This window comes from Bacillus sp. RB3 (assembly GCF_030164735.1).
Classification (GTDB): domain Bacteria; phylum Bacillota; class Bacilli; order Bacillales; family Bacillaceae_G; genus Bacillus_A; species Bacillus_A cereus.
Map to the genome: position 1 here is coordinate 1 of NZ_JASNGE010000005.1, position 21,426 is coordinate 21,426.

Consider the following 21,426-nt stretch of genomic DNA (forward strand, 5'->3'; position numbering starts at 1 on the left):
CCCTGTGCAATACAGAGTTCAATCCTTAGTAGCTGCTTAATATATTTGTCTAATTTTTTGGGTTCAGTTCAAAAATGTTGGTCTTTTTTTCTTGGGGAAATTTCAAAAAGGCACCTTCTTCAATAACGATAATAGGAAAGTAAAAGTTTATAAACAGAGAGATTACTTGGTACAACATCTTTTGGAGTATGTAATATAAAGCTGAAAACGATAACGAGAATGAGAAAGAGGAAAAATAAAAATAGAATTTGCTTATGTACGGAATTTTGCATATTATCCACTCCTTTTTAGGTAGTATGTCCAAAAGAAAGGAGTGTATAAAAAGTTTTAGGAGGGGAGAATGATGAACAAAAGAAAATGGTTATATAGAATAGGGATATTTTTATTTTCAATTGGTCTCGTATTAGCAAATTTTTACTCAGATATACCATCACCAATTCCTAATTTGCATAAAGGAATTGGTATAAGTATTGTTATAATTGGTCTGTTTTGTCTTATCACATCTAACTTCTACAGAAAGTCTGAATGAATATAAAAAAGGACAGTTACTCTTTTTCAGAAGTACTGTCCTTTTTAAATAACTTATTCCATAGTTTGGCGATACTCCATATAATGACGATTGCAATGGAGGCGATAATGGACCAAACAATCGATATAATTTCAAGTGTCATGTTAGGAAGGAATGTGAGAATGGATAATACTTTATGAAACAATGATTCTATTATATGAAAACTTATTTGTAATAGAATGACGATACAAAGTGTGATCCATGCTAATATTTTCTTTCCTTGTTCTTTCCACATGACATTCACCTCACGTTAGCTTAATAGTTTTAAGCCAACAGCGCCGCATAAAATGCAGCTTAAGAAAGCAAGACGACGCCAATCCGCTGATTCTCGGAAAATGAGAATGCCTAGAAGTGCACTTCCAGCAGTTCCGATTCCAGTCCAAATTGCGTAAGCAGTTCCCATCGGTAATGTGTTCATCGCAAGAGATAAGAAGAAGAAGCTTACGCCGAAGTTAGCGATTAAAATAACTTTTGGTGCCCAGCCTTTCTTTTCAGTGGCTACTTTCATAAAGAGTACACCAATAATTTCACAAATACCAGCTAGAATTAGAAATACCCAAGCCATTTTATGCGGCCTCCTTCGCTTCTTTTTCTTCTGTTACTCGTTTTAAACCAATTACTCCGAAGAAGATTAAACCGATTAATAAAACTTTTACGATAGAGAAAGGTTCTCCGAAGATGAAAATCTCTGTAAGAACGATTCCACCAGCTCCGATTCCTGTAAAGACTGCGTATACAGTGCCGACAGGTAAATCTTTATAAGCTCTAAATAATAAGACGAAACTAATTGTAATTAATAGAGCAACACCAGCCCATTCAAGTGGTGCCTCTGCTTTTTTTAGTCCAATCACCCAAAAGATTTCAATAATACCAGCGATGATTACATAAATCCATGCCATATGTCATTTCTCCTTCCTACCAGTCGTTAGGTAAAGGGCTTAAAAACGACGCATTGCAAAGGGCAATCCGTCAGTTTGAAAGTCCGCGCCAAAATACTTTCCAAGAAGCGTCTAAACGTGTCTCAAAACGATTTAAACCTGCGTATAATAGTTCAACCATAAGACCGTCGAGTAAGCATAGAAAAGCCTCTAAGGCGTCTTTTACTTCAATGTTATGCAGCTCATCTTGTTCGCTTGCTCTTTTAAATACAGGGAATAAAAGTTTTCCGACGTTTTCAATGTGTACATTTGCTTTATTAATAATTTGTTCGCGAAATGCATCAGGCGGAAAATAAGAAGTTCGTAACCAAAACATTGATTCTTCACTTTCACCAAATCGTTTTGCATACCCTTTTAATAATTTTAAAAGCAATTCTTCAGTGGACGAATTGGAAAAGCTTTCGATATCGCCTGTGAAGCTCTGCAAATCTTTTTGAAGAGCAGATTCTAAGCATATGAAATATAGCTCTTCTTTTCCTTTAAAGTGTGCGTAAATCGATGGTTTTTTAATCCCAACTTCTTGAGCAATATTTGCCAATGAAGTTCCTTCATAGCCGTAGCGTGCGAAATGAGAAAGTGCTACAGCTTTAATGCGGTTTGCTGTCATTTTCATCCCCTACCTACCGTTCGTTAGGTTCATTATATGAGATGAAAAATATAATGTCAATAGGTGAAGAGCTGAAAAAGAGCATTATAGGTAACGCTCTTTTTAGACAGTCTCTCGCTCAATTAAATGGAATGAAAGTTCTTTTGCACTGCCGACAATTTGCTCGCTTTGGATCTGCTTATGGAATAAAGAAAAAGCATGTGAGCCCATTGCGAGACCGGGATGTTCAATTGTGGAAATTTCTAATGCCTTTGAAATTTCATGATTATCAAATCCAAGGATAGCAAGGTCTTCAGGTACTCGAATACCATGTTTTCGAGCCTCTGTTAATAAACCAGCTGCAACTTGATCGTTCGCTGTGAAAATAGCAGTTGGACGATTTTTCATATTTAAAATATGATGGAGTATTTGTGCTCCGTCCTGCATTGTATAGCATTGGTGGAAAATCCATTCAGGATGCAACGTTTTCCCTTCGTTACGAAGTGTATCGGCGAACGCTTTTTCGCGCTCCATGGAATTTACACTTGTTTTTCTTGCTAAACAAATTCCGATTTTTTCATGGCCTCTACTTAGTAAATAGGCAGTACCGAGACGGAAACCTTCATAATGATCTACGTAGATGGATGAAATGAGGGGATGCTTCATTTTTTCACATGAAATAATAGGGGCAAATTTTGCAAAAGGTTCGATTTGTTCCCAAGAGCTCGTTCGGGAGCAAATAATCATCCCATCAAATTGTTTCATTTTCATCATTTCAAGAACACGAATTTCTTCAATGCTATCGTAATTCGTTTGACATAAATTAATGTGATATCCGGCAGCTAACGCTTCGTTTCCGATTCCTTCAATAATCGTACTGAAGTAGGGGAGGTTAATGAAAGGAAGCATAACGCCAATTGTATATGTTTTCCCTCTTATTAAATGGACAGCATTTATATTTTTTGCGTAGTTTAATTCTTCAACAGCATCTAGAACACGCTTACGCTTTTCTTCTTTTACGTAAGGGTGATTATTCAGGACACGAGAAACAGTTGATATCGATACACCAGCAGTTTTAGCAATTTGTTTTATATTGGCCATATGTATCACCTCTTTCCCTTATTATAAAGGGAAAATAATAAGAAAGAAAAAATCTTGACCTGAAAAGCTTTTCACAAACTATGGTATTAATAAGACTTCTTTTTATTCGCGTAACCTTTTCACTTGGGCGTAAGAATGATAGGGGTCTTTTTTGTTTGCAAAAAGTGTTGTCAAAATGTGTGAGAATAACGTGGAAAGTTTTCAAAGGTGGAGTTTGGTGACAAAGCGAATATGAAGAGAATATCAACGCTTCGTTCGTTAAGAGAGCGGTATGAAAGGGCGGAAACAAATTGAAAAAAAGAATCATTTGTTTCGTGTTTTCTAGTTTCATGCTTAGTTCGTGTTCGTTTCAGCAAACGATGCAAGAAGAAAAACACTTTGTGGGAACAACAGGAGGAGCTATGGATTGTGTTACGGATCCTATTCCGCTAAAGGAACTTCCAAAATATTTTTCGGTGAAGTTTAAAGTTCCAACGTTTTTACCGTACGACATTACAAGTGATGTGAAGGGGGAAGTAAGAACGCTTGGGAAAAAGAACACTGTCTTAACGATTAAATATAAACAGAAGGAGTCAGGTAGAAATGAGTATATTGAGTTAAATGTCGCGAACTTTCCTTATAGTTTTCCGGATCTTGTGGAAGAGAAGCGATTTCAAGAACAAATGAAACTGAATAATGGAACGTCTGCTTATTTTAAAAATAAAGATGATTATGAACGTGGTGACGAATTTGCTACGCTTATATGGAAAGAGAAAGGAATTGAATATCAACTGCTGTATCGGAATGTAGAAGAGAACGATGAAAAGGTAATCAAGCAGAATTTATTATACATTGCGAATAAGATGAAATGAAAAAACTAGCTGATTTATTCAGCTAGTTTTTTGTATGTTATTATTTCTTTTTAATTTTGCCTGTCCAAGATTTAAATCCACCTTGTAATTGGTAGAAATCTTTGTAGCCTTGTTTTTTTAAGTATTGCGCTGCACGACCTGTACGGAATCCGCTTTGGCAATATAAGTAAACAGGTTGATCTTGACGAAGTTCTTTATGGCGAAGGCGAATTTGTGATAACGGAATGTTACGTGCACCTAAAATATGCCCTGCGTTATATTCGTCTGCTTCACGAATATCGATAAGCTGTGCTTTACGGTAGCCAGCGCGAAATTCTTCTTCTGTAAGAGTTTTAATTAATTTTTTCTGATAGAAGTACATCCATACAGTGTAGCCGATAAATGCTACGATTACGGCTAATAAAATAATCCAAGTTGTTGACACGATTCTATCGCTCCCTTTTTTCTTATCCTACTTTCAATATTATAATGCCCTTATGTATTTATGCAACAGATTCATTTGCATATAAGAAGAAATTTCGTATTCTTTCACAAATTTTGTCGAATTTGGTAGACTAGAGAATGTGAAAAATAATTGGTTATATGAGGTGCAGGATGGGAAAAGAAAAATGGTGTTATATTAACTCTGGTCAATGTTCACCGGCATTTAATATGGCGTTAGATGAATGTTTATTAAATTGGCAAAGTGAAAAGAAAATGCCACCAACAATTCGTTTTTATGAATGGGAAGTACCAACATTAACAGTTGGGTATTTTCAACGTGTTGAAAAAGATATTAATATGGATGTAGTTAACGAAAAGAAATATGGATTCGTTCGTCGTCAAACAGGCGGCAGGGGTGTACTACATGACAAAGAGCTAACGTATAGTGTTATTGTGTCTGAAGATCATCCGAATATGCCGAAAACAGTTACAGAAGCGTATCGTGTTATTTCGCAAGGTTTATTAGATGGTTTTAAGGCATTAGGGTTAGAAGCATATTATGCAGTTCCAAAAACAGAAGCAGATCGTGAAAATTTAAAAAATCCACGTTCAGGCGTATGTTTTGATGCACCATCTTGGTATGAAATTGTAGTGGAAGGACGAAAAATTGCTGGTAGTGCTCAAACACGTCAAAAAGGTGTTATTTTACAGCATGGATCGATTCCATTAGAAATTGATTTAGATGAACTATATGATCTATTTTTATTCCCAAATGAACGTGTGAAGGAACGTATGAAGAGTATGTTCTCTTCTAAAGCAGTAGCAATTAATGAATTAACAGACCGTACATTTACGATAGAACAGTTAATTAAAGCGTTTGAAGTTGGCTTTGAAAAAGGATTGGATGTAGAACTTGTTCCATATGAATTAACAGAAGAACAGTTACATGAAGTTCAAACGTTAGCGAAAGAAAAGTATGAAAGTAATGAGTGGAATTATAAAAAATAAGAGGTGGCGATAGCCACCTCTTATTTTTTTATAGTAAATTAAGTACTTTTTCTACTTTGATTCCTTTATCTTGTAAAGAACGAAGGCGACTTACAACGTCCATAATTTCTTTGTCAAATGTAACGCTAATACCTTGGCTTTGTAGTTCTTCTTTTAAGCTTTCAATAGAATCATCTATGTCGATGCCAAGCTCGTAATCTTGACAAACTTCAATTGTCTTTTTCACGAGTTTAACATAATTTTCTTGTAGTTTTGAATTTGTTTCAGTCAAAGCAGGCTGCTTCGGTTTTGCAGGAGCAACCGGTGCTGTCTCTTGCTTTGTAACTGGAGTAGGGACTGCTTTTTTCACAGGCGCTGGAGTAACTAGTTCTACAGCTGCTTCTACGCTTACTGGCTTCGGTGTCGGTACCGGAGTAGGCTTAGGTGCCATAGCAGGTGTTTCCACACGCGTAACAGGCTTAGGAGCAGGCGTAATTGCTTTTGGAGCTTCTACAACTACTTCTTTTTTCGGTGCTGCTTCTACCTGTGTTTCTTCTTGCTCGGCAGCTTCTTTATTTTCTTTACTCCACATAACGCGTTCAATTTCTAGAGAAACATTGTTTTTGTTCATCGCTGTTAATGTAACTTTACCAACTTCAGCGTTTCCAGTGAAATCAACAATTTTATAAATAACACTCTTGTTCCAATCCACGTTTCCGCTCAAAAATAATTCTTCGTTACATTTCGGCGTTAAGCCCTCGATTTTAATTTCTGCGTTTACACCGTTTTCACTATATACCATAATTAGCGAAGCATTTACATCTTCGTCTGCTAACATTAGTTCACGTACCATTTTGCCGGTGCGTACTTGCGTTTTCTTCTTAACTGACATCTAATTTCTCCTCTCAAAAATTCAGTAATAATAAAAAAATCGTATAACGAAAAATAATTGCTCACGAAGATTTATGATACCGATAATAAAAGCATCACGTCAACAATTAACTTTAATTATTTTGCATTTTTCTTATTTTCTTTATGAAATTTTTCAATTTGTAAAATTAGACAGAAGAAAAAACAGCCTTTTGAAGGGCTGTTAAAAATTTGATTTTTTATATAGTAATTTATATAAAACGTAAAATAGGATAGCGATTAAAGCATTTTGCCAAAAGGTTAGATGATAAATGAGATAAGGTTGCTTTTGGAAATAAATATTTAAGAATACAGCGGAACAAAATGGAGTAGCAAATGCGAATCCAAATAGAATTCTTCTTTTCCAATTCATTTTCTGATCAAAGGAGTAACGCTTTAATAAATATAAAATAAATAGTATACCTAGTATAATTATTGAAACAGACAAAGTAGTTCCAAGGATGCTAAAAGGCGGACTTGATAATGTATTATTTTTTTCAAAGAGAAACATAAAAAATGAAATAATTGCATTTATGCCAAACTGTATAGCAAGAATTAAGCTAACAGAAAATCCAATTAAAGAAGTTTTTTCTAACTTTGTTTGGGTTGGTAAAGCTGATATAAGTTCATCACAATAAGATTGTAAGTCATCACCAAAAATGTCATAAGCATTTTTATTTTCTACTTGTGCTTCGATAAGATGATCTAATATTTCTAACAAAAGTTCTTCTACTTGATGTTCGGGTACATTAGATAACCGAAGATATACTAGCATATCACCATAAGCAATTTCGTTTTCGGAAGTTAGAAGCTCACGTTTTTTATTATTCAATTCAATCATGTCTTGTGCATTCATCCCTATCACTCCCCCTGTAATAAGTTATTTACCGTAGTAGAAACCATTCCCCAGCTTTTTTTAAATTCTTCAAGTTGTTCTAGCCCTTTATCGGTTACGTGATAATATTTTCGCTTCGGACCGAGTGAGGAAGCTTTTAATGTGCCTTCGATCAATTTTTCTTTTTGCATACGTAATAATAACGGATAGATGCTTCCTTCGCTTACGAATGTAAAGCCATGTTTATTTAATTTTGTGCTCAGTTCATATCCGTACACTTCTTCTTGTGAAATGATGTATAGGATGCAACCTTCTAGTACACCTTTTAACATTTGGCTGTGCATGATTTCACCACCTTTTACTCAGGTAACTTGCGTTGCAAGGTAGCTGTTATCCAAATTATAACCCCCAGTAACTTGCAACGCAAGTTACTGGGGGGAAACTTTAATGTCCCCCATACTAACGAGAGGGCGAAAAGCATATGAGACCATTTATGCCAAAGCTCGTTTACTTTGAACGAAAGGCACTTGAATATCCACTTGGTTTTATAGTTGCGCCAATTTAAATGCATGAAGAATGGGAAGAAGGAACCGTAAACTATTTGAGCGACAAAGATATGACGATACCAAATTTAACGCTTGAATTGATTCAGCATCGTTTTCCAAAACCATCGGAAAATATGTATATAAAAAGGATGATGCAGCAGTATTGGAAGAAACGATAAGAGGTTATATAAATGAGTTTTTTCCTAATGCAGAAATACAATATTTTACTTAAGGGCGGTCTGTATGCAAATACAGATTCTTTTTTGTTTTATATATTTAGGCTCGTTTTCAACTTGTCACGTTATTCTTTCTGGTGTATCATTTTATTGATTGCTTCGTACGGAATAAGCAAAATGAACTTGGATGGAGGAAACCGATGCCTACCCCTAGTATGGAAGATTATATTGAACAAATTTATTTGTTGATTGATGAAAAGGGTTACGCCCGCGTATCTGATATTGCTGAAGCGCTTAGTGTACATCCATCCTCTGTAACAAAAATGGTGCAAAAATTAGACAAAGATGAATATCTAATTTATGAAAAATATAGAGGGCTTGTATTAACAACAAAAGGTAAAAAAATCGGAGAACGTCTCGTATATCGTCATGACTTGCTAGAACAATTTATGCGTATTATCGGTGTGGATGAAAGTAAAATTTACAATGATGTAGAAGGAATCGAACATCATTTAAGTTGGGAAGCAATTGATCGCATTGGTGATTTAGTGGAATACTTTGAACAAGATGCAGACCGAGTGGAAACACTTCGTGGTGTTCAAAGAGCAAATGAAGAGAAAAGTAATTAAGGGGAACGTATGGCGTTTCCTTTTTTATTTCAATTCGAAAAGGATGGGAGAATTATGAAAGCAATTATTTTTGATTTTGATGGATTAATTGTGGACACAGAAACGATATGGTTTCACTCTTTCAGAGATGCTGTTCGTGAATACGGCGGGGAACTACCTTTAGAGGAATTTGCGAAATGCATTGGAACAACAGATGAGGTACTTTATACATATTTAAATGATCAATTAAAAGAGAAGTTTAACAAAAGTGCATTAAAAGAAAAAGTGGCAACTTTACATAAAGAGAAAATGAGAATACCAGAAGCTCGTGACGGGGTAAAAGAATATTTAGAAGAAGCGAAAGAAATGGGATTAAAAATCGCACTAGCTTCTAGTTCTTCTAGAGAATGGGTTATTCATTTTTTAGAAGAGCTACAAATTCGAGAATATTTTGAAGTAATTAAAACGAGAGAAGATGTTGAGAAGGTAAAACCAGATCCAGCTCTTTATCGAGTTGCAATAGAAGAATTAGGAATTAAGCCGTCTGAAGCTGTTGTATTTGAAGATTCATTAAATGGATTGAGAGCAGCAGTTGCAGCGGGATTAACGTGCGTTGTGGTACCTAATGATGTGACACGGAATTTACCATTTGAAAATCATCATCTTCGAATTGAAAGTATGAGAGAGAAAAGTTTAAAAGAAGTGCTTCAAAGTATAAAAAAAGACCGTATTTCCTAAAAGGAAGCACGGTCTTTCTTTTTGCTTTTTTTGCCTTCAATGACAGTTAAATGAGACTGTTTTCTTTTTCGTTTCAAAGTGGAAGAATTCCCTTTTTTACTTTTGTCATTAGAAGTATTTGACTTAAAGAAAGAATTGCCTAGGGGTGCTACATTTTGTTTCCCATGTTTGCGGTTCGATTGTTTTGCCGCACGCTTATATGAGCTTTGTGAATTTGCAGAACCACTGGAATTTGTAAACATCTTGTATAGCAAGTAAAAGATACCAACAACAAGTAACATGTACCCAATATTTCTTAATACACCCATGGGATTTGTAATAACAGATGAAACAAGGCCGAATATTGCCAATCCGATAATAAGCACAAATATAGCGAAAGTAAACGAACGACCGTTCATAAGGGACACCTCCTAAAAACGTATATTAAAATTAGTATATTAACGATGAGGAAAGGAGTTGAACACCATTTTTAAATAATTATTGTTTGTTCTCTAAACGTAATAATTCTTCAAACGATGCAATTGCTACTTCCACTTGATCATCTGTTGGTTCTTTCGTTGTTAATAGTTGTAGCCATAATCCAGGATATCCAAGTACGCGTAATACGGGAATATCTCGTAATCGATTTGTAAATTGTAATACTTCAAAAGAAATACCAAGTACAACTGGAATTAATAAAATTCGGTTTATAACTCGTGCCCAAAGAGGATCTGTAGGGACTAGGAAATAAACGAACATTCCAATAATGACTGTAAATATAATAAAGCTACTGCCACATCTATAATGGAGACGAGTTTGCTTTTGAACGTTTTCTAAAGTCAGAGGAAGGTTATTCTCGTAAGCATTGATTACCTTATGCTCTGCACCGTGATACTGAAATACCCGCTTAATAAGTGGGGTTAAAGAAATAAAGTATATATAGCTCAATAATAGCATGAGCTTAATGACACTTTCGACAATGATTTGCCCAGTATGAGACGGGAAAATCGGTCTTGTTAATTCAGCTAATAGTGCAGGAACTGCTGTGAAAATGACTTTACCGAATATAAAAGATAAAACGCCAACAGCTGCAACTCCTAATACCATCGTTAATTTTGATTGTTCTTCTTTTTTATTTGCAATTTGTTCATCATCTTCTGGGTGGACGTCAAATCGTTCTGAAGCGAAGTTTAAATGCTTTGCTCCATTCGCACTTGCATCCACAATAGCGGCAATCCCTCGTAAAAATGGAATTTTTTTTAGGGTAGATAGTACTTTATTACGAACGCGTGGTAATCGATAAAATTCAATCGATTTATCTTTACGACGAACCGCTGTAACAGTATATTCTCTACCGCCAAACATAACTCCTTCTATGACCGCTTGCCCGCCATATATTTGTTTTGAATCTTCTGCCATGTTAACACCAACCTGTATTTGTTTCTCTCTTATGTAGAAAAAGAGGCAATTGTCATACTGGGTTCTGTCGTTTTGAAATAAGACAATCACCGAGTTTCCTTTATTTTATCGGCAAATACAAGTAGATGACAAGGGAAAATGTTATGAGAGTCGGACATTTCTTATTCTTTTTATAGACAAATTTCGCAGGATTTAAACATGCTTCAAAATAGTTTCGGGCATACTATTGAGCGGAGGTGTCGATGTGAGTCAAGAACAATTAGGAACAAGGAATTTTGTGCAGATTGGTTTGTTTGGTGGAATCTTTTGGGGCGGGATATGGTATTTCCTTCATATATTTTCATTCACGGAGGCGGGCCCGAATTATTTCCTTTTACCATTTGCGTTTGGAAGTTGGAAAGAGGGTGTATGGGGCAATGTGTTCGGAATAGTGTGTATGGGACTTCTTTCAATTTTGATTGCCTTTTTGTATAAAGCATTTTTTGCAAAGTTTGAAGGGATTATAGCGGGAATTATTTATGGGCTATTTTGGTGGGCACTACTGTTTTTGGGGATGGGTTTAATGGCTCCTGTTATTAAAAGTGCGCTCCATTTACCAAAAGAGACAATTGTGACGACAATATGTATTTTTATATTGTATGGTGTGTTTATAGCATATTCTGTTTCTTACGCAGTAAATAGCAATAAAGCAGAACAAGAAGGGTAAGAGAAGACGAACTATTCAAATAAGTAACTCCTATGTTAAAATATTGTATAGATATTTAATATTAAGGAGTTTTAAGAATATGAAAAAGTTACTCCTCGTAAACGGTCCTAACCTAAATCGCCTCGGTGTTCGTGAGGTAAATGTATATGGAAAGGGCACGCTAACGACACTTGAAGCAGATATGAAGCAAGAAGCAGAAACAATGGGAGTGGAGTTAGAATGTTTCCAATCGAATCATGAAGGTGCCATTATCGACATTATTCATGAAGCGGAAGATATATATGAAGGGATCATTTTAAATCCGGGAGCATTTACGCATTATAGCTATGCGATTCGTGATGCCATTGCGAGCATTTCGATTCCTGTTATTGAAGTACATATTTCTAACATTCATCAGCGTGAATCGTTCCGTCATGAATCTGTGACGGCAGCTGTTTGTGCAGGTCAAATTGTAGGATTTGGTTTTTATGGCTATAAGTTAGCGTTATTTGCATTAATGGAGAAATTGAGGGAGGCATAAAGTAATGGAGAAAATTGAAAGATTACGAAGTGCATTTGATGAGGCTGGTATTGACGGTATTTTGTTAACAAATGAACATAGTCGTAGATATATGGCTAACTTCACAGGAACAGCAGGCGTTGTTCTTATTTCAAAAGATTGTGCTCAATTTATTACAGATTTCCGTTACGTCGAGCAGGCAAGTAAACAAGCGGTTGGATATGAGGTTGTACAGCACGCAGGATTGATCATTGATGAAGTGGCAAAGCAAGTGAAAGAGCTTGGAATTCAAAAACTTGGTTTTGAGCAAGATACTCTTACATATAGTTCTTATTCAGTGCATAAGGAAGCGATTGATGCTGAATTTATCCCGACTTCTGGACTTGTAGAAAAGTTACGCTTGATAAAGACTGATTCAGAGATTAAGATATTAAAGGAAGCTGCACAGATTGCAGATGCTGCCTTTGAGCATATTCTATCATTCATTCGCCCGGGAGTATCTGAAATTGAAGTGTCAAATGAACTTGAATTTTTCATGAGAAAACAAGGAGCAACATCTTCTTCGTTTGATATTATCGTTGCTTCAGGTCTTCGTTCGGCATTACCGCACGGCGTGGCATCTGAAAAAGTGATAGAAACAGGAGATTTCGTTACATTAGACTTCGGCGCTTATTACAAAGGATATTGCTCTGATATTACTCGTACGATTGCAGTCGGTGAACCATCTGATAAATTAAAAGAAATTTATAATATCGTTTTAGAAGCACAACTACGTGGTGTGAACGGTATTAAAGCTGGTTTAACAGGTCGCGAGGCTGATGCGCTAACGCGTGACTACATAACGGAAAAAGGATATGGTGAATACTTTGGACACTCTACTGGTCATGGAATAGGTCTTGAAATCCATGAAGCACCAGGTTTAGCGTTCCGTTCTCATACAGTACTTGAACCAGGTATGGCTGTAACAGTAGAACCAGGTATTTATATTCCAGGTATTGGCGGCGTACGTATTGAAGATGATATCATTGTGACAAGTGAAGGTAATGAAGTAATTACGAAATCACCAAAAGAACTTATTATTTTGTAATACACAGGAGGATTTTTTTACATGATTTCAGTAAACGATTTTCGTACAGGTTTAACAATTTCAGTGGACAATGCCCTTTGGCAAGTACTTGATTTCCAACACGTAAAGCCAGGTAAAGGTGCTGCATTCGTTCGTTCTAAACTACGTAATCTTCGCACAGGTTCTGTTCAAGAGAAAACATTCCGTGCAGGTGAGAAAGTAGAAAAAGCACACATCGAAAACCGTCGTATGCAATACTTATACGCAAGCGGTGAGGCTCACGTATTTATGGATAACGGAACTTATGAGCAAATCGAACTTGGTGAAAAACAAATCGAGCGCGAGCTTAAATTCCTAAAAGAAAACATGGAAGTAGCAATCATGACTTACCAAGGCGAAGTACTTGGTGTTGAACTTCCAAACACAGTTGAATTACAAGTTACAGAAACAGAGCCTGGTATTAAAGGTGATACTGCTTCTAACGTAACAAAACCAGCTACATTAGAAACTGGTCTGGTTGTACAAGTACCAATCTTCATTAACGAAGGCGAAATGCTTATCATCAACACTGGTGAAGGTAAATACGTTTCTCGTGCATAATAGAAAAGCACTCGTGATAATTCACGAGTGCTTTTTTTATAGGAAATAGGGTAGATAGTAAATAGCTGTTATTATAAAACTGACTAAAACAAGTGAAAGAGTACCCATAATAGATGGAGTCAAAACAATTTGAAATGGTTTTATTTCGCCAGTCTCAACGCCAGTTAATGTTTTACTTATTGCGTGATCTGTAATGTTATTTCTATGGTTACTCATAATAATTAACCACATAATTGCAAATATTGCTAAACTACCAAGGAAAAAGGTCTCTATAAATGACCAACCGACCAATAATGAAAAAAGATAAATAAGAGCTAATTCTACTACAACGGTTAAACTAACTTTCAATGCCTTCATATTTTTCCCCCTCATTCTGTAATTTCAACCAATTTAAAAAATTTTCACGTGACACGACATGCAAAGAGCAAGGTGACTTTACTTCTTTCTCTAGTGCAGCGTGTTCGTCTGGAAACTTGTTTTCCACATGCAATGAAATATAAGGTAGTTTTTCTTGTGCTTTTAAAGAGCGGATATTATTCGTTTTAGCACCAGCAAATACGTAGGAAAGTTGTAAGTCTAAAAAGGCGATTTTAAAGATTTCTTTTTTAGCAGCCTCGTTATAGCCTTTTCCCCAGTACGGATAGCCGAGCCAACTACCAATGTGAGATTGCTTTTTCTCATTATTAATATGTTTAAGTGTGGTGAGGCCAATTATTTCATTTTCTTCATTCACAATCATTCTCGATAAGGATTTCTTTTGACGCTCTTCGTCTATTGCGAAAAGAAGAAATGTTTTCGTGTCTTCGATGTTTTCTACCGTTATCCCCAATGCATTTTTTATATGTGGATCACTTGATAGCTCGAAAATCACATTTGTATAGCATAAATCTAGTGGTAATAAAGTGACGTGCTGCATGGTTTAAACCTCTTTTAAACTAAATATACCATAATATACCATGAAATAATATGAATATTCAGATTGTAATTCAGAATTTAGAGAAAAATTATGTTTTTACTTCTGAAATAGACAACCTCTGCATATGGTTGTACAAATATATTCTTTTTTAGAATACGAAGTTAGTAACTGTTACGGGAGAAGGTGGAAGAATGAAACAGTGGCTAGCGGCAATGGAAACATCCGTGCTTGTTATGGGGGCACTTCGATTATTTTCAGGTAGTGCGGAGATATTTGCTGCTTTGCTTATGCTTTATGTGAATGATGCGAAGAAAGCGTTGTTTATAAATGGTATGTTGGCGTTTGTTGGACCTACCGTATTAATTTTAACAATGACAATTGGGATAGCGAGTGTAGCAAGTGAAATTTCTTTCTTGAAGCTCTTTTTTCTAGCGCTTGGAATTTGCTGTATTTTTATCGCATTACTGAAATAGTAAGTCGAGTATAGTGGGGAGAAGCCGATGAAAGAGGTATTAGAAGTTTTACCAAAAACGATGAAGTACTTAATTGAAGAATGTAAGCAATACGATGCTTTAGAGGAAATTCGTGTTCGAATTGGAAGGCCGCTAGAGTGTATTGCACACGGAAAGGTGTTTTTTTATGACTATATCACTACTGCAGAGGATGCTATTTACTTATTGAATAAGTTAAGTCAATTCTCAATTTATACGATGGAAGAGGAATTAAAACGTGGGTATGTGACGCTTCGCGGAGGGCATAGAATCGGGTTAGCAGGAAAAGTCATTACAGAAAAAAGCGCAGTGAAAATGATTCGTGATGTCTCTTCCTTTAATATTCGTATTGCTCGTCAAAAAAAAGGGATTGCTGAACCGCTTTTGCCATATTTGTATGAAAAAAGGTGGTTAAACACGATGGTAATTGGCCCTCCCCAAACGGGAAAAACGACACTCTTAAGAGATGTAGCACGTTGCATGAGTCAAGGGGTAAGTGCTTCGGAAATTCCTTCCTGTAAAGTGGGGATCGTTGATGAACGGTCAGAAATTGCTGGTTGTGTGAAAGGGATCCCGCAATATGATTTTGGTACCCGAGTCGATGTGTTAGACGCATGTCCAAAGGCAGAAGGAATGATGATGATGATTCGTTCTATGAGTCCTGATATTTTGATCGTAGATGAAATTGGCCGTAAAGAAGATAGTGAAGCAATTATGGAGGCAGTGCATGCAGGTGTCCAGCTTTTTATAAGCGCACACGGATTTTCCTATGAGGATGTTGTGAGACGTCCATCGCTCAAGGCAGTGCTAGAGCTTGGTATATTTGATAGGTTTGTGGAGTTGTCAAAAGCGAGGGGTCCAGGAACGGTTATGCAGGTGAAAGATAAATATGGAAAACCAGTGTTATCAAATAGAAAGGCTGAGGGCGTATGGTGAAAATATTTGGTGCAGTGTTAATCGTTGCGGTCAGCACCTTTTTCGGGTTTTCGTACGCTAAAAGATACAGTGAGAGACCGAGGCAACTTAGGTTATTAAAATCAGCACTTCAATCATTAGAGGCAGAAATTATGTATGGACACACACCTTTATCTGAGGCTGCCGAGCGATTAGTTAAACAAATGCCAAAGCCATTAAATTGGATATTTCAAAGTTTCGCTAAAAAACTAGAAAGTGGAGAACAAACAGTAAGGGAAGCTTGGATAGATAGTTTGAAAGAGAATTGGAAGTTGACGGCTTTTCAACAAACCGAGTATGAAATACTGCAGCAATTTGGTGAAACGCTAGGGCAACATGATCGTGAATCACAACAAAAACATATTCGCTTATGTATTACACATTTGGAGAGAGAAGAAGAGGAAGCGAAAGCTTTACAACTGCAATACGAAAAAATGATTAAGAGCTTAGGGGTACTAGCAGGGCTACTTATTGTAATTTTACTGCTATAGGGGGGAGAAAGGCGATGTCCATTGATGTTGGATTAATATTTCAAATCGCCGGAATCGGCATTGTTTTAGCTTTCATTCATACTGTACTAAAAGAATTGAAGCGTGAGGATATTGCAAATTGGGTTATCCTTGTCGGTTTTGTCGTCATTTTATTTCATGTTGCATTTTTAATTAATACGCTATTCGACAAGATTAAAAGTGTCTTTCTCTTCCAGTAAAGGAGGCGGTTCGAATCGAAATTATACAAATTGTCGGATTAGGCCTCGTTGCTACGTTTTTAGCTGCTGTTTTGAACCAGCATAAATCTAGTATTACATCTTTATTTATTGTGTTCGTAGGTAGCGTGATGTTTCTTATTTTAATCGATCAAATTCATTCTATTTTACAAATGATTGAGAGAGTAGCGAGTGAAGCGAAAGTTAGCAACGTCTACGTGGAAACGTTACTAAAAATTATTGGAATTGCTTATATTGCCGAGTTTGGAGCTCAAATTACAAAAGATGCTGGTCAAGGTGCCATCGCTTCGAAAATTGAACTTGCTGGGAAAATCTTAATTCTCGTTATGGCAATTCCTATTTTGACGGTTGTAATTGAAACTATTCTCGGATTTTTACCGACGGGATAAGGGGGAGTGAATGTTGAGGAGGTTTGGAGCTAAGCTGCTATTTGCTTGCTTCCTTTTCTTTTCTTTACCGGTTGTTGTACAAGCTTCTCCTGTAGAAACAAACGTCGTTGATCAACAATTGGATAAGCTCGGAATTGAAGATGTGAAGCAATTTTGGGACGGGCTTGTTACAAAATATGGTGGCTATTTGCCAGAGAGTCAAAAAGGGAGTTTTATGGAGTTTGTAAAGGGAGAAAAAGAATTCTCTCTAAAAGAGTGGATGATAGGGTTATTAAAATATTTATTTCATGAGCTTGCAGCTAATGGAAAACTGCTTGGCACACTCATTATGCTCACAATCTTTAGTGCATTGTTGCAATCACTGCAATCCGCTTTTTCAAAAAGTAGTGTAAGTAAAATTGCTGATGCTGTTGTATATATGGTACTTATTATTTTTGCTTTAAATAGTTTTTATGTCGTTATGACATATGCAAGAGAAACGATACAAACAATGGTAGATTTCATATTAGCGCTATTGCCAATTTTATTGGCGCTTATAGCGACTGGTGGCGGGGTTGTATCTGTATCTTTCTTTCATCCGATTATCATTTTCTTAATGAATACAAGCGGGCTTCTTATGAATTATATCGTTCTACCGCTTTTATTACTGGCAACGATATTAAGTATTGTAAGTACAATGAGTGATCAATATAAAGTTACAAAATTGTCCAAGCTTCTGCAAAACGTTAGCGTTGGGATTATCGGTATCTTCTTAACGATTTTTTTAGGGGTATTATCTGTACAAGGAACAGCGACAGCCGTTGCTGATGGCATAGCTGTGAAAACTGCTAAATTTGTAACAGGAAACTTCATTCCAGTAGTTGGAAGGATGTTTACGGAAGCGGCAGATACTGTTATTAGCGCATCAGGATTATTGAAAAACACAGTCGGAATTATTGGGCTCGTCATTTTATGCTTAATTGTTGCTTTTCCTGCGATTCAAATTTTCTGTATTGCATTTATTTATAAATTCGCAGCAGCAGTATTACAACCGGTTGGCGGCGGAGCAATTATTCAATGTTTAGACATTATTGGAAGAAGCATCATTTACGTATTTGCTTGCTTAGCTATCGTATCATTTATGTTCTTTTTAAGTATTACAATTATTATTGCTGCGGGGAATATTACACTTATGATGCGGTAGGAGGTGAAGAGTATGCAATTTGTTACAGAGTGGATCAGAAATATTATCGTTTTTTTGCTCTTAGCGACAATGCTTCATCTTATTCTTCCAAATTCGAATTTGCAAAAATACGTTAAATTTGTTGTAAGTCTTTTGTTAGTCGTATTAATTTTAACACCCCTTTTTAAACTATTGCAGACAGATGTAAATGAAGTAATTGCAAATTTTAATGAAGAAAAGTACGTAGCAGAAGGATCTGTAAAAAATTCAATAGATTCGAAGAAAAAAGAAATACAAGCTCTAACACGTGCATATAGTTTAGAAGAGATGGCTACCAAAATGAAAAAAGAAGTAGGAAAAGAGTTTGAGAAAAAGTATGGTATGGCTGTCTCTGAAATACAAATAGTCGCAGCAGAAAATATAGAAGAAGTAAAGTCAGCGAAAGATATTCAATCTGTTGTTGTGACGTTGAAAGAAAAAGAACGTAGTAAAAATGATGCAATCGAAACAGTAAAGCCAATTGAAATTAACACGAAAGAGCCTCCAAAAAAAGTGGAAGAAACGAATGTAGAAATGAAAGATTTCTTTTCAAGCAGGTGGCAACTAGAGGGTAAACAAATCCAAGTTCAAATGGAAGGGAGGACAGGTAGAGTAAATGGACAATAAAGATAAAAATTCGAAGTTCTCATTTTTTCGAAACTTATTGAATGGGGATCAAAAAGAAAGTAACGAGAAGGGTAAAAAGGTAACACCTAAGTTTTTACTTGTCCTACTCATACTTGGAATTTTGCTTATGTTTTCTAGTAGTCTCTTTTCAAGTAAAAAAGAAGAAGTACCTGTATTTAAAGAACAAAAAACTCAAAACCAAGAAAAAGACGTACCAACTTTCGGACAAAAAAGTAATGATAGTATGTCAAATGTAGAAAAATATGAAAAAGCGTATGAACAAGAATTAAAAACTGCTTTAGAAGAAATAGCAGGAGTAAAAGACGTAACGATTAAAGTGAATTTAGATTCATCTGAAGAAAAAATTTTAGAAAAAAATACAGTGAAACGCTCACAAACAACAGGTGAAACAGATAAAACAGGCGGTAAGAGAGAAGTAGAGGACGAGTCTCTTGATGAAAAGACTGTCATTATACGTGAAGGGGATAAAGAAACTCCTGTTGTTTTACGAACAGAGAAGCCGAAAGTACGTGGTGTTCTTGTCGTAGCAAAGGGAGTGGATAATATACAAGTTAAAGCAATGGTAAAAGAAGCTGTGATAAGGCTGCTAGATGTACCGGCCCATCGCGTTTCAGTTTCACCGAAAAATTGATAGGGAGGAAATAAAGTGTTAAAAAAACAAACAGTTTGGTTATTAACGATGTTAAGTTTAGTTGTTGTACTATCTGTGTATTACGTGACAACTCCTGACAAAATGAATACAGCATCGCCAGCAACAGGTGAAAAGATTGGACAAGAAAAACAAGGTACTGATAAAGCAGTAACAAACGAAGCGCCTAAAGAAACTCCGAAAAAAGAAAATACAAGCAAAGAAACAACAAATAAAGAAACAGACAAAAAAGAAAATGCAAAAAAAGAAACAAGTAAAAAAGAGGGCAATGTATCAGTTCAATCAAGTGATGAGAATTTCACAGCTTTACGTATGCAAATGGAAGATCAGCGTAGTGAACAAAAAGCAAAATTACAAGAAGTGATGAGTTCAACAAAAGCTTCAGCAACAGAAAAGAATAAAGCGAAAGAAAATTTTGATGCCATTACGACAATGGAAACGAAGCAAGAATTACTTGAGACAGTAATTAAATCTCAAGGAGGATATCCAGATGCTCTTGTAAGAGCTGATGGTACTGATATTAGAGTAACGGTTAAAGCGGCAAAACATTCACAGAAAGAAGCAAATAAAATTATTCAACTTGTAAGAAGTGAAGGCGGATCAAAAGATGTAGGTGTGAAATTTGATCCACCAGCGAAATAAGTGAAACTTTAATCCGTAGGGATTTCCCTACGGATTATTATCTTTTACTAAGCAAAGGGTATGCAAATAGTAAAAAGAGTATGCAAGTACGTGTGAATAGAAAAAAGCTATCATTTTCGATAGCTTTTTTCTATTGCGTCTTTGTAATTATTTTTATTATGTTCAGCTCGGAATGGAGAAACACGTTGTGAGTAAAAGATTAATGGTTCATGGTACTGATGATTACTTTTTCCGGATTTGACGTGGATGCAAAGAACGCATGCCCAAACGATTACAGCAGGTAAAAAGAGAATGAGCCATATCATATTTCCACACCTCGACACAATATATTTTCTACACTTTGAACATACTATTCTTATATGAAGGAATGATGAACGGTGTGTAAACAAAAAAAAATATTTGGTAAAAATATGTTATTGACTATAGGTGTGGTGAAGAGTGAAGAGGGAATGGCATGTTTGCTGTGTAACGTTTTGAAAAAGTAGTGAATGTTTTTTAAGAAGTGGTCTTGCCAATTTCGTGTGAAACTTGGTATTATTACTAGGTATTAAATTTTTATTGGAATAATATTTTTACAGGAGTTTCGATTTATTATAAAGAAATATAAATTGGAATGTTTAAAAAATTTATCGTAAGATGGAAATAGTAAATATTTCTATTAGTTAATGAAATATATTTTCTAATAGAATACATCGTATTTTTACAGTCAATCTAGTTTTCGTGACGAGAATCTGTAAAAACGGGACAAACAAGAGTATGGGAGTGGATTTTACATGTTTAAAATTCAAGAAGTTCGCGAATTAATTAAATTAATTGATAGCTCTAATATTGATGAATTTGAATACAAAAAAGACGGTACAACAATCAAAATGAAAAAGCGTGGTAATGAAGTTGTTGCTGTGCAAGCACCTGCAGCAAAACAAGCTATGCAACCAGTAGCGCCTGTTGAAGTTGAAACGAAAGTAGCAGCAGCACAAGCAGAAGCGCCAAAACAAGAAGAGAAGAAGGCTGTTCAAAATGAAAACCTACATAAAATCACATCACCGATGGTAGGTACATTCTATTCTTCTTCTTCGCCTGATACACCTCCATATGTAAGTGTTGGGGATAGAGTATCGAAAGATTCTATCGTGTGTATTGTCGAGGCTATGAAGTTATTTAACGAAATTGATGCTGATGTAGAGGGCGAAATTGTTGAAATTCTTGTTAATAACGGACAGCTTGTTGAGTATGGACAACCGCTATTTCTTGTAAAAGCGTAATAAGGGAGTCTTT

The 21,426-nt window shown here is 35.8% G+C and carries 33 protein-coding genes and 1 pseudogene; 20 read left to right on the forward strand and 14 right to left on the reverse strand.

Annotated features, from left to right (window positions below):
• Nucleotides 1-340: 340 nt before the first annotated feature.
• Nucleotides 341-529, forward strand: coding sequence for a hypothetical protein (locus tag QO049_RS08940; RefSeq protein WP_246961213.1), 189 nt, complete (start codon nucleotides 341-343; stop codon nucleotides 527-529).
• 16 nt (nucleotides 530-545) lie between these two features.
• Here QO049_RS08940 and QO049_RS08945 read toward each other — a convergent pair whose 3' ends face one another.
• The 5 genes from QO049_RS08945 to QO049_RS08965 all read right to left on the reverse strand — a co-directional run bounded on the left by QO049_RS08945 (nucleotide 546) and on the right by QO049_RS08965 (nucleotide 3,193).
• Nucleotides 546-803 (reverse strand): DUF3975 family protein, encoded by a 258-nt coding sequence (locus QO049_RS08945; RefSeq protein ID WP_000265427.1) that lies wholly within the window; start codon nucleotides 801-803, stop codon nucleotides 546-548.
• A 15-nt stretch (nucleotides 804-818) separates the two neighbouring features.
• Nucleotides 819-1,133, reverse strand: a complete 315-nt coding sequence (locus tag QO049_RS08950) for a DMT family transporter (RefSeq protein ID WP_000312623.1) — start codon at nucleotides 1,131-1,133, stop codon at nucleotides 819-821.
• Nucleotide 1,134: 1 nt separating this feature from the next.
• Complete coding sequence (locus tag QO049_RS08955) at nucleotides 1,135-1,467, reverse strand: DMT family transporter (RefSeq protein WP_000312339.1); 333 nt, start codon at nucleotides 1,465-1,467, stop codon at nucleotides 1,135-1,137.
• A gap of 70 nt (nucleotides 1,468-1,537) precedes the next feature.
• Nucleotides 1,538-2,119, reverse strand: a complete 582-nt coding sequence (locus tag QO049_RS08960; protein ID WP_002005730.1) for a TetR/AcrR family transcriptional regulator — start codon at nucleotides 2,117-2,119, stop codon at nucleotides 1,538-1,540.
• 96 nt (nucleotides 2,120-2,215) lie between these two features.
• A complete protein-coding gene (locus tag QO049_RS08965) occupies nucleotides 2,216-3,193 on the reverse strand; it encodes a LacI family DNA-binding transcriptional regulator (protein WP_001273979.1) in 978 nt (325 codons plus the stop codon).
• A 314-nt stretch (nucleotides 3,194-3,507) separates the two neighbouring features.
• Between QO049_RS08965 and QO049_RS08970 the strand changes: the two genes are divergently transcribed.
• The gene (locus tag QO049_RS08970) at nucleotides 3,508-4,044 is read left to right on the forward strand and encodes a DNA polymerase III subunit delta (RefSeq protein WP_246963090.1); all 537 of its coding nucleotides are present in this window, start codon (nucleotides 3,508-3,510) and stop codon (nucleotides 4,042-4,044) included.
• A 40-nt stretch (nucleotides 4,045-4,084) separates the two neighbouring features.
• Here the strand turns inward: QO049_RS08970 and QO049_RS08975 are convergent, their stop codons facing one another.
• Nucleotides 4,085-4,468 carry a rhodanese-like domain-containing protein gene (locus tag QO049_RS08975; RefSeq protein ID WP_000108653.1) on the reverse strand — a complete coding sequence of 128 codons (384 nt, stop codon included), beginning with the start codon at nucleotides 4,466-4,468 and terminating at the stop codon, nucleotides 4,085-4,087.
• A gap of 170 nt (nucleotides 4,469-4,638) precedes the next feature.
• Here QO049_RS08975 and QO049_RS08980 point away from each other — a divergent pair, with 170 nt between their 5' ends.
• Nucleotides 4,639-5,475, forward strand: a complete 837-nt coding sequence (locus QO049_RS08980; protein WP_000514081.1) for a lipoate--protein ligase family protein — start codon at nucleotides 4,639-4,641, stop codon at nucleotides 5,473-5,475.
• Nucleotides 5,476-5,503: 28 nt separating this feature from the next.
• Here the strand turns inward: QO049_RS08980 and QO049_RS08985 are convergent, their stop codons facing one another.
• The 3 genes from QO049_RS08985 to QO049_RS08995 all read right to left on the reverse strand — a co-directional run bounded on the left by QO049_RS08985 (nucleotide 5,504) and on the right by QO049_RS08995 (nucleotide 7,542).
• On the reverse strand, nucleotides 5,504-6,346 hold the full coding sequence (locus QO049_RS08985) for a hypothetical protein (protein WP_000111900.1): 843 nt from the start codon (nucleotides 6,344-6,346) through the stop codon (nucleotides 5,504-5,506).
• A gap of 201 nt (nucleotides 6,347-6,547) precedes the next feature.
• On the reverse strand, nucleotides 6,548-7,219 hold the full coding sequence (locus tag QO049_RS08990; protein WP_246961210.1) for a DUF1129 family protein: 672 nt from the start codon (nucleotides 7,217-7,219) through the stop codon (nucleotides 6,548-6,550).
• A gap of 5 nt (nucleotides 7,220-7,224) precedes the next feature.
• A complete protein-coding gene (locus tag QO049_RS08995; protein WP_000556081.1) occupies nucleotides 7,225-7,542 on the reverse strand; it encodes a PadR family transcriptional regulator in 318 nt (105 codons plus the stop codon).
• A gap of 188 nt (nucleotides 7,543-7,730) precedes the next feature.
• Here QO049_RS08995 and QO049_RS09000 point away from each other — a divergent pair.
• The 3 genes and pseudogenes from QO049_RS09000 to QO049_RS09010 all read left to right on the forward strand — a co-directional run.
• Nucleotides 7,731-7,975: pseudogene (locus QO049_RS09000) on the forward strand (spore photoproduct lyase family protein); the annotation flags it as partial.
• A 144-nt stretch (nucleotides 7,976-8,119) separates the two neighbouring features.
• On the forward strand, nucleotides 8,120-8,548 hold the full coding sequence (gene mntR / locus QO049_RS09005; RefSeq protein ID WP_048655612.1) for a transcriptional regulator MntR: 429 nt from the start codon (nucleotides 8,120-8,122) through the stop codon (nucleotides 8,546-8,548).
• A gap of 54 nt (nucleotides 8,549-8,602) precedes the next feature.
• On the forward strand, nucleotides 8,603-9,265 hold the full coding sequence (locus QO049_RS09010; RefSeq protein WP_025966333.1) for an HAD family hydrolase: 663 nt from the start codon (nucleotides 8,603-8,605) through the stop codon (nucleotides 9,263-9,265).
• Here QO049_RS09010 and QO049_RS09015 read toward each other — a convergent pair.
• Together QO049_RS09015 and QO049_RS09020 are read right to left on the reverse strand one after the other, a co-directional pair.
• On the reverse strand, nucleotides 9,262-9,663 hold the full coding sequence (locus QO049_RS09015; RefSeq protein WP_001014463.1) for an SA1362 family protein: 402 nt from the start codon (nucleotides 9,661-9,663) through the stop codon (nucleotides 9,262-9,264). The genes QO049_RS09010 and QO049_RS09015 overlap by 4 nt on opposite strands.
• A 79-nt stretch (nucleotides 9,664-9,742) precedes the next feature.
• On the reverse strand, nucleotides 9,743-10,663 hold the full coding sequence (locus QO049_RS09020) for a DUF1385 domain-containing protein (protein WP_246961207.1): 921 nt from the start codon (nucleotides 10,661-10,663) through the stop codon (nucleotides 9,743-9,745).
• A gap of 244 nt (nucleotides 10,664-10,907) precedes the next feature.
• Between QO049_RS09020 and QO049_RS09025 the strand changes: the two genes are divergently transcribed.
• The 4 genes from QO049_RS09025 (at nucleotide 10,908) to efp (ending at nucleotide 13,534) form a co-directional block, all read left to right on the forward strand.
• Nucleotides 10,908-11,369, forward strand: coding sequence for a YqhR family membrane protein (locus QO049_RS09025; protein ID WP_000076880.1), 462 nt, complete (start codon nucleotides 10,908-10,910; stop codon nucleotides 11,367-11,369).
• Between the two features lie 79 nt (nucleotides 11,370-11,448).
• On the forward strand, nucleotides 11,449-11,889 hold the full coding sequence (gene aroQ, locus QO049_RS09030) for a type II 3-dehydroquinate dehydratase (protein WP_000735147.1): 441 nt from the start codon (nucleotides 11,449-11,451) through the stop codon (nucleotides 11,887-11,889).
• A 4-nt stretch (nucleotides 11,890-11,893) separates the two neighbouring features.
• A complete protein-coding gene (pepQ, locus tag QO049_RS09035) occupies nucleotides 11,894-12,955 on the forward strand; it encodes a Xaa-Pro dipeptidase (protein ID WP_087948559.1) in 1,062 nt (353 codons plus the stop codon).
• Nucleotides 12,956-12,976: 21 nt separating this feature from the next.
• Nucleotides 12,977-13,534: an elongation factor P gene (efp, locus tag QO049_RS09040; RefSeq protein ID WP_000626516.1), complete on the forward strand. Its 558-nt coding sequence runs from the start codon at nucleotides 12,977-12,979 to the stop codon at nucleotides 13,532-13,534.
• Nucleotides 13,535-13,570: 36 nt separating this feature from the next.
• Here efp and QO049_RS09045 read toward each other — a convergent pair whose 3' ends face one another.
• On the reverse strand, nucleotides 13,571-13,891 hold the full coding sequence (locus QO049_RS09045) for a hypothetical protein (protein ID WP_000645695.1): 321 nt from the start codon (nucleotides 13,889-13,891) through the stop codon (nucleotides 13,571-13,573).
• Nucleotides 13,872-14,450, reverse strand: coding sequence for a GNAT family N-acetyltransferase (locus tag QO049_RS09050; RefSeq protein WP_001164984.1), 579 nt, complete (start codon nucleotides 14,448-14,450; stop codon nucleotides 13,872-13,874). Before QO049_RS09050 ends, QO049_RS09045 begins: the two co-directional genes overlap by 20 nt.
• A 191-nt stretch (nucleotides 14,451-14,641) precedes the next feature.
• Between QO049_RS09050 and QO049_RS09055 the strand changes: the two genes are divergently transcribed.
• The 9 genes from QO049_RS09055 to QO049_RS09095 are packed head-to-tail and all read left to right on the forward strand — an operon-like array spanning nucleotide 14,642 to nucleotide 20,151.
• Entirely contained in the window at nucleotides 14,642-14,923 is a 282-nt protein-coding gene (locus QO049_RS09055) for a YqhV family protein (RefSeq protein WP_000816050.1), read from the forward strand.
• 27 nt (nucleotides 14,924-14,950) lie between these two features.
• Nucleotides 14,951-15,877, forward strand: coding sequence for a stage III sporulation protein AA (spoIIIAA, locus tag QO049_RS09060; protein WP_246961201.1), 927 nt, complete (start codon nucleotides 14,951-14,953; stop codon nucleotides 15,875-15,877).
• The gene (gene spoIIIAB / locus QO049_RS09065) at nucleotides 15,871-16,386 is read left to right on the forward strand and encodes a stage III sporulation protein SpoIIIAB (protein ID WP_000238702.1); all 516 of its coding nucleotides are present in this window, start codon (nucleotides 15,871-15,873) and stop codon (nucleotides 16,384-16,386) included. The genes spoIIIAA and spoIIIAB overlap by 7 nt, the downstream gene beginning before the upstream one ends.
• A 14-nt stretch (nucleotides 16,387-16,400) precedes the next feature.
• Nucleotides 16,401-16,604, forward strand: a complete 204-nt coding sequence (gene spoIIIAC / locus QO049_RS09070; protein ID WP_000020914.1) for a stage III sporulation protein AC — start codon at nucleotides 16,401-16,403, stop codon at nucleotides 16,602-16,604.
• A gap of 23 nt (nucleotides 16,605-16,627) precedes the next feature.
• Complete coding sequence (gene spoIIIAD / locus QO049_RS09075; RefSeq protein WP_077393170.1) at nucleotides 16,628-17,011, forward strand: stage III sporulation protein AD; 384 nt, start codon at nucleotides 16,628-16,630, stop codon at nucleotides 17,009-17,011.
• A gap of 10 nt (nucleotides 17,012-17,021) precedes the next feature.
• The gene (gene spoIIIAE, locus QO049_RS09080) at nucleotides 17,022-18,194 is read left to right on the forward strand and encodes a stage III sporulation protein AE (RefSeq protein ID WP_000946110.1); all 1,173 of its coding nucleotides are present in this window, start codon (nucleotides 17,022-17,024) and stop codon (nucleotides 18,192-18,194) included.
• A gap of 12 nt (nucleotides 18,195-18,206) precedes the next feature.
• Nucleotides 18,207-18,839, forward strand: coding sequence for a stage III sporulation protein AF (gene spoIIIAF, locus QO049_RS09085; protein ID WP_001161033.1), 633 nt, complete (start codon nucleotides 18,207-18,209; stop codon nucleotides 18,837-18,839).
• Nucleotides 18,829-19,491 carry a stage III sporulation protein AG gene (spoIIIAG, locus tag QO049_RS09090; RefSeq protein WP_000368890.1) on the forward strand — a complete coding sequence of 221 codons (663 nt, stop codon included), beginning with the start codon at nucleotides 18,829-18,831 and terminating at the stop codon, nucleotides 19,489-19,491. Before spoIIIAF ends, spoIIIAG begins: the two co-directional genes overlap by 11 nt.
• Before the next feature lie 15 nt (nucleotides 19,492-19,506).
• Nucleotides 19,507-20,151, forward strand: a complete 645-nt coding sequence (locus tag QO049_RS09095) for a SpoIIIAH-like family protein (RefSeq protein ID WP_000914710.1) — start codon at nucleotides 19,507-19,509, stop codon at nucleotides 20,149-20,151.
• A gap of 110 nt (nucleotides 20,152-20,261) precedes the next feature.
• Here the strand turns inward: QO049_RS09095 and QO049_RS09100 are convergent, their stop codons facing one another.
• Nucleotides 20,262-20,456 carry a DNA recombination protein RecO gene (locus QO049_RS09100; protein WP_246961198.1) on the reverse strand — a complete coding sequence of 65 codons (195 nt, stop codon included), beginning with the start codon at nucleotides 20,454-20,456 and terminating at the stop codon, nucleotides 20,262-20,264.
• 468 nt (nucleotides 20,457-20,924) lie between these two features.
• Between QO049_RS09100 and accB the strand changes: the two genes are divergently transcribed.
• Complete coding sequence (gene accB, locus QO049_RS09105) at nucleotides 20,925-21,413, forward strand: acetyl-CoA carboxylase biotin carboxyl carrier protein (RefSeq protein ID WP_000472859.1); 489 nt, start codon at nucleotides 20,925-20,927, stop codon at nucleotides 21,411-21,413.
• Nucleotides 21,414-21,426 lie beyond the last annotated feature (13 nt).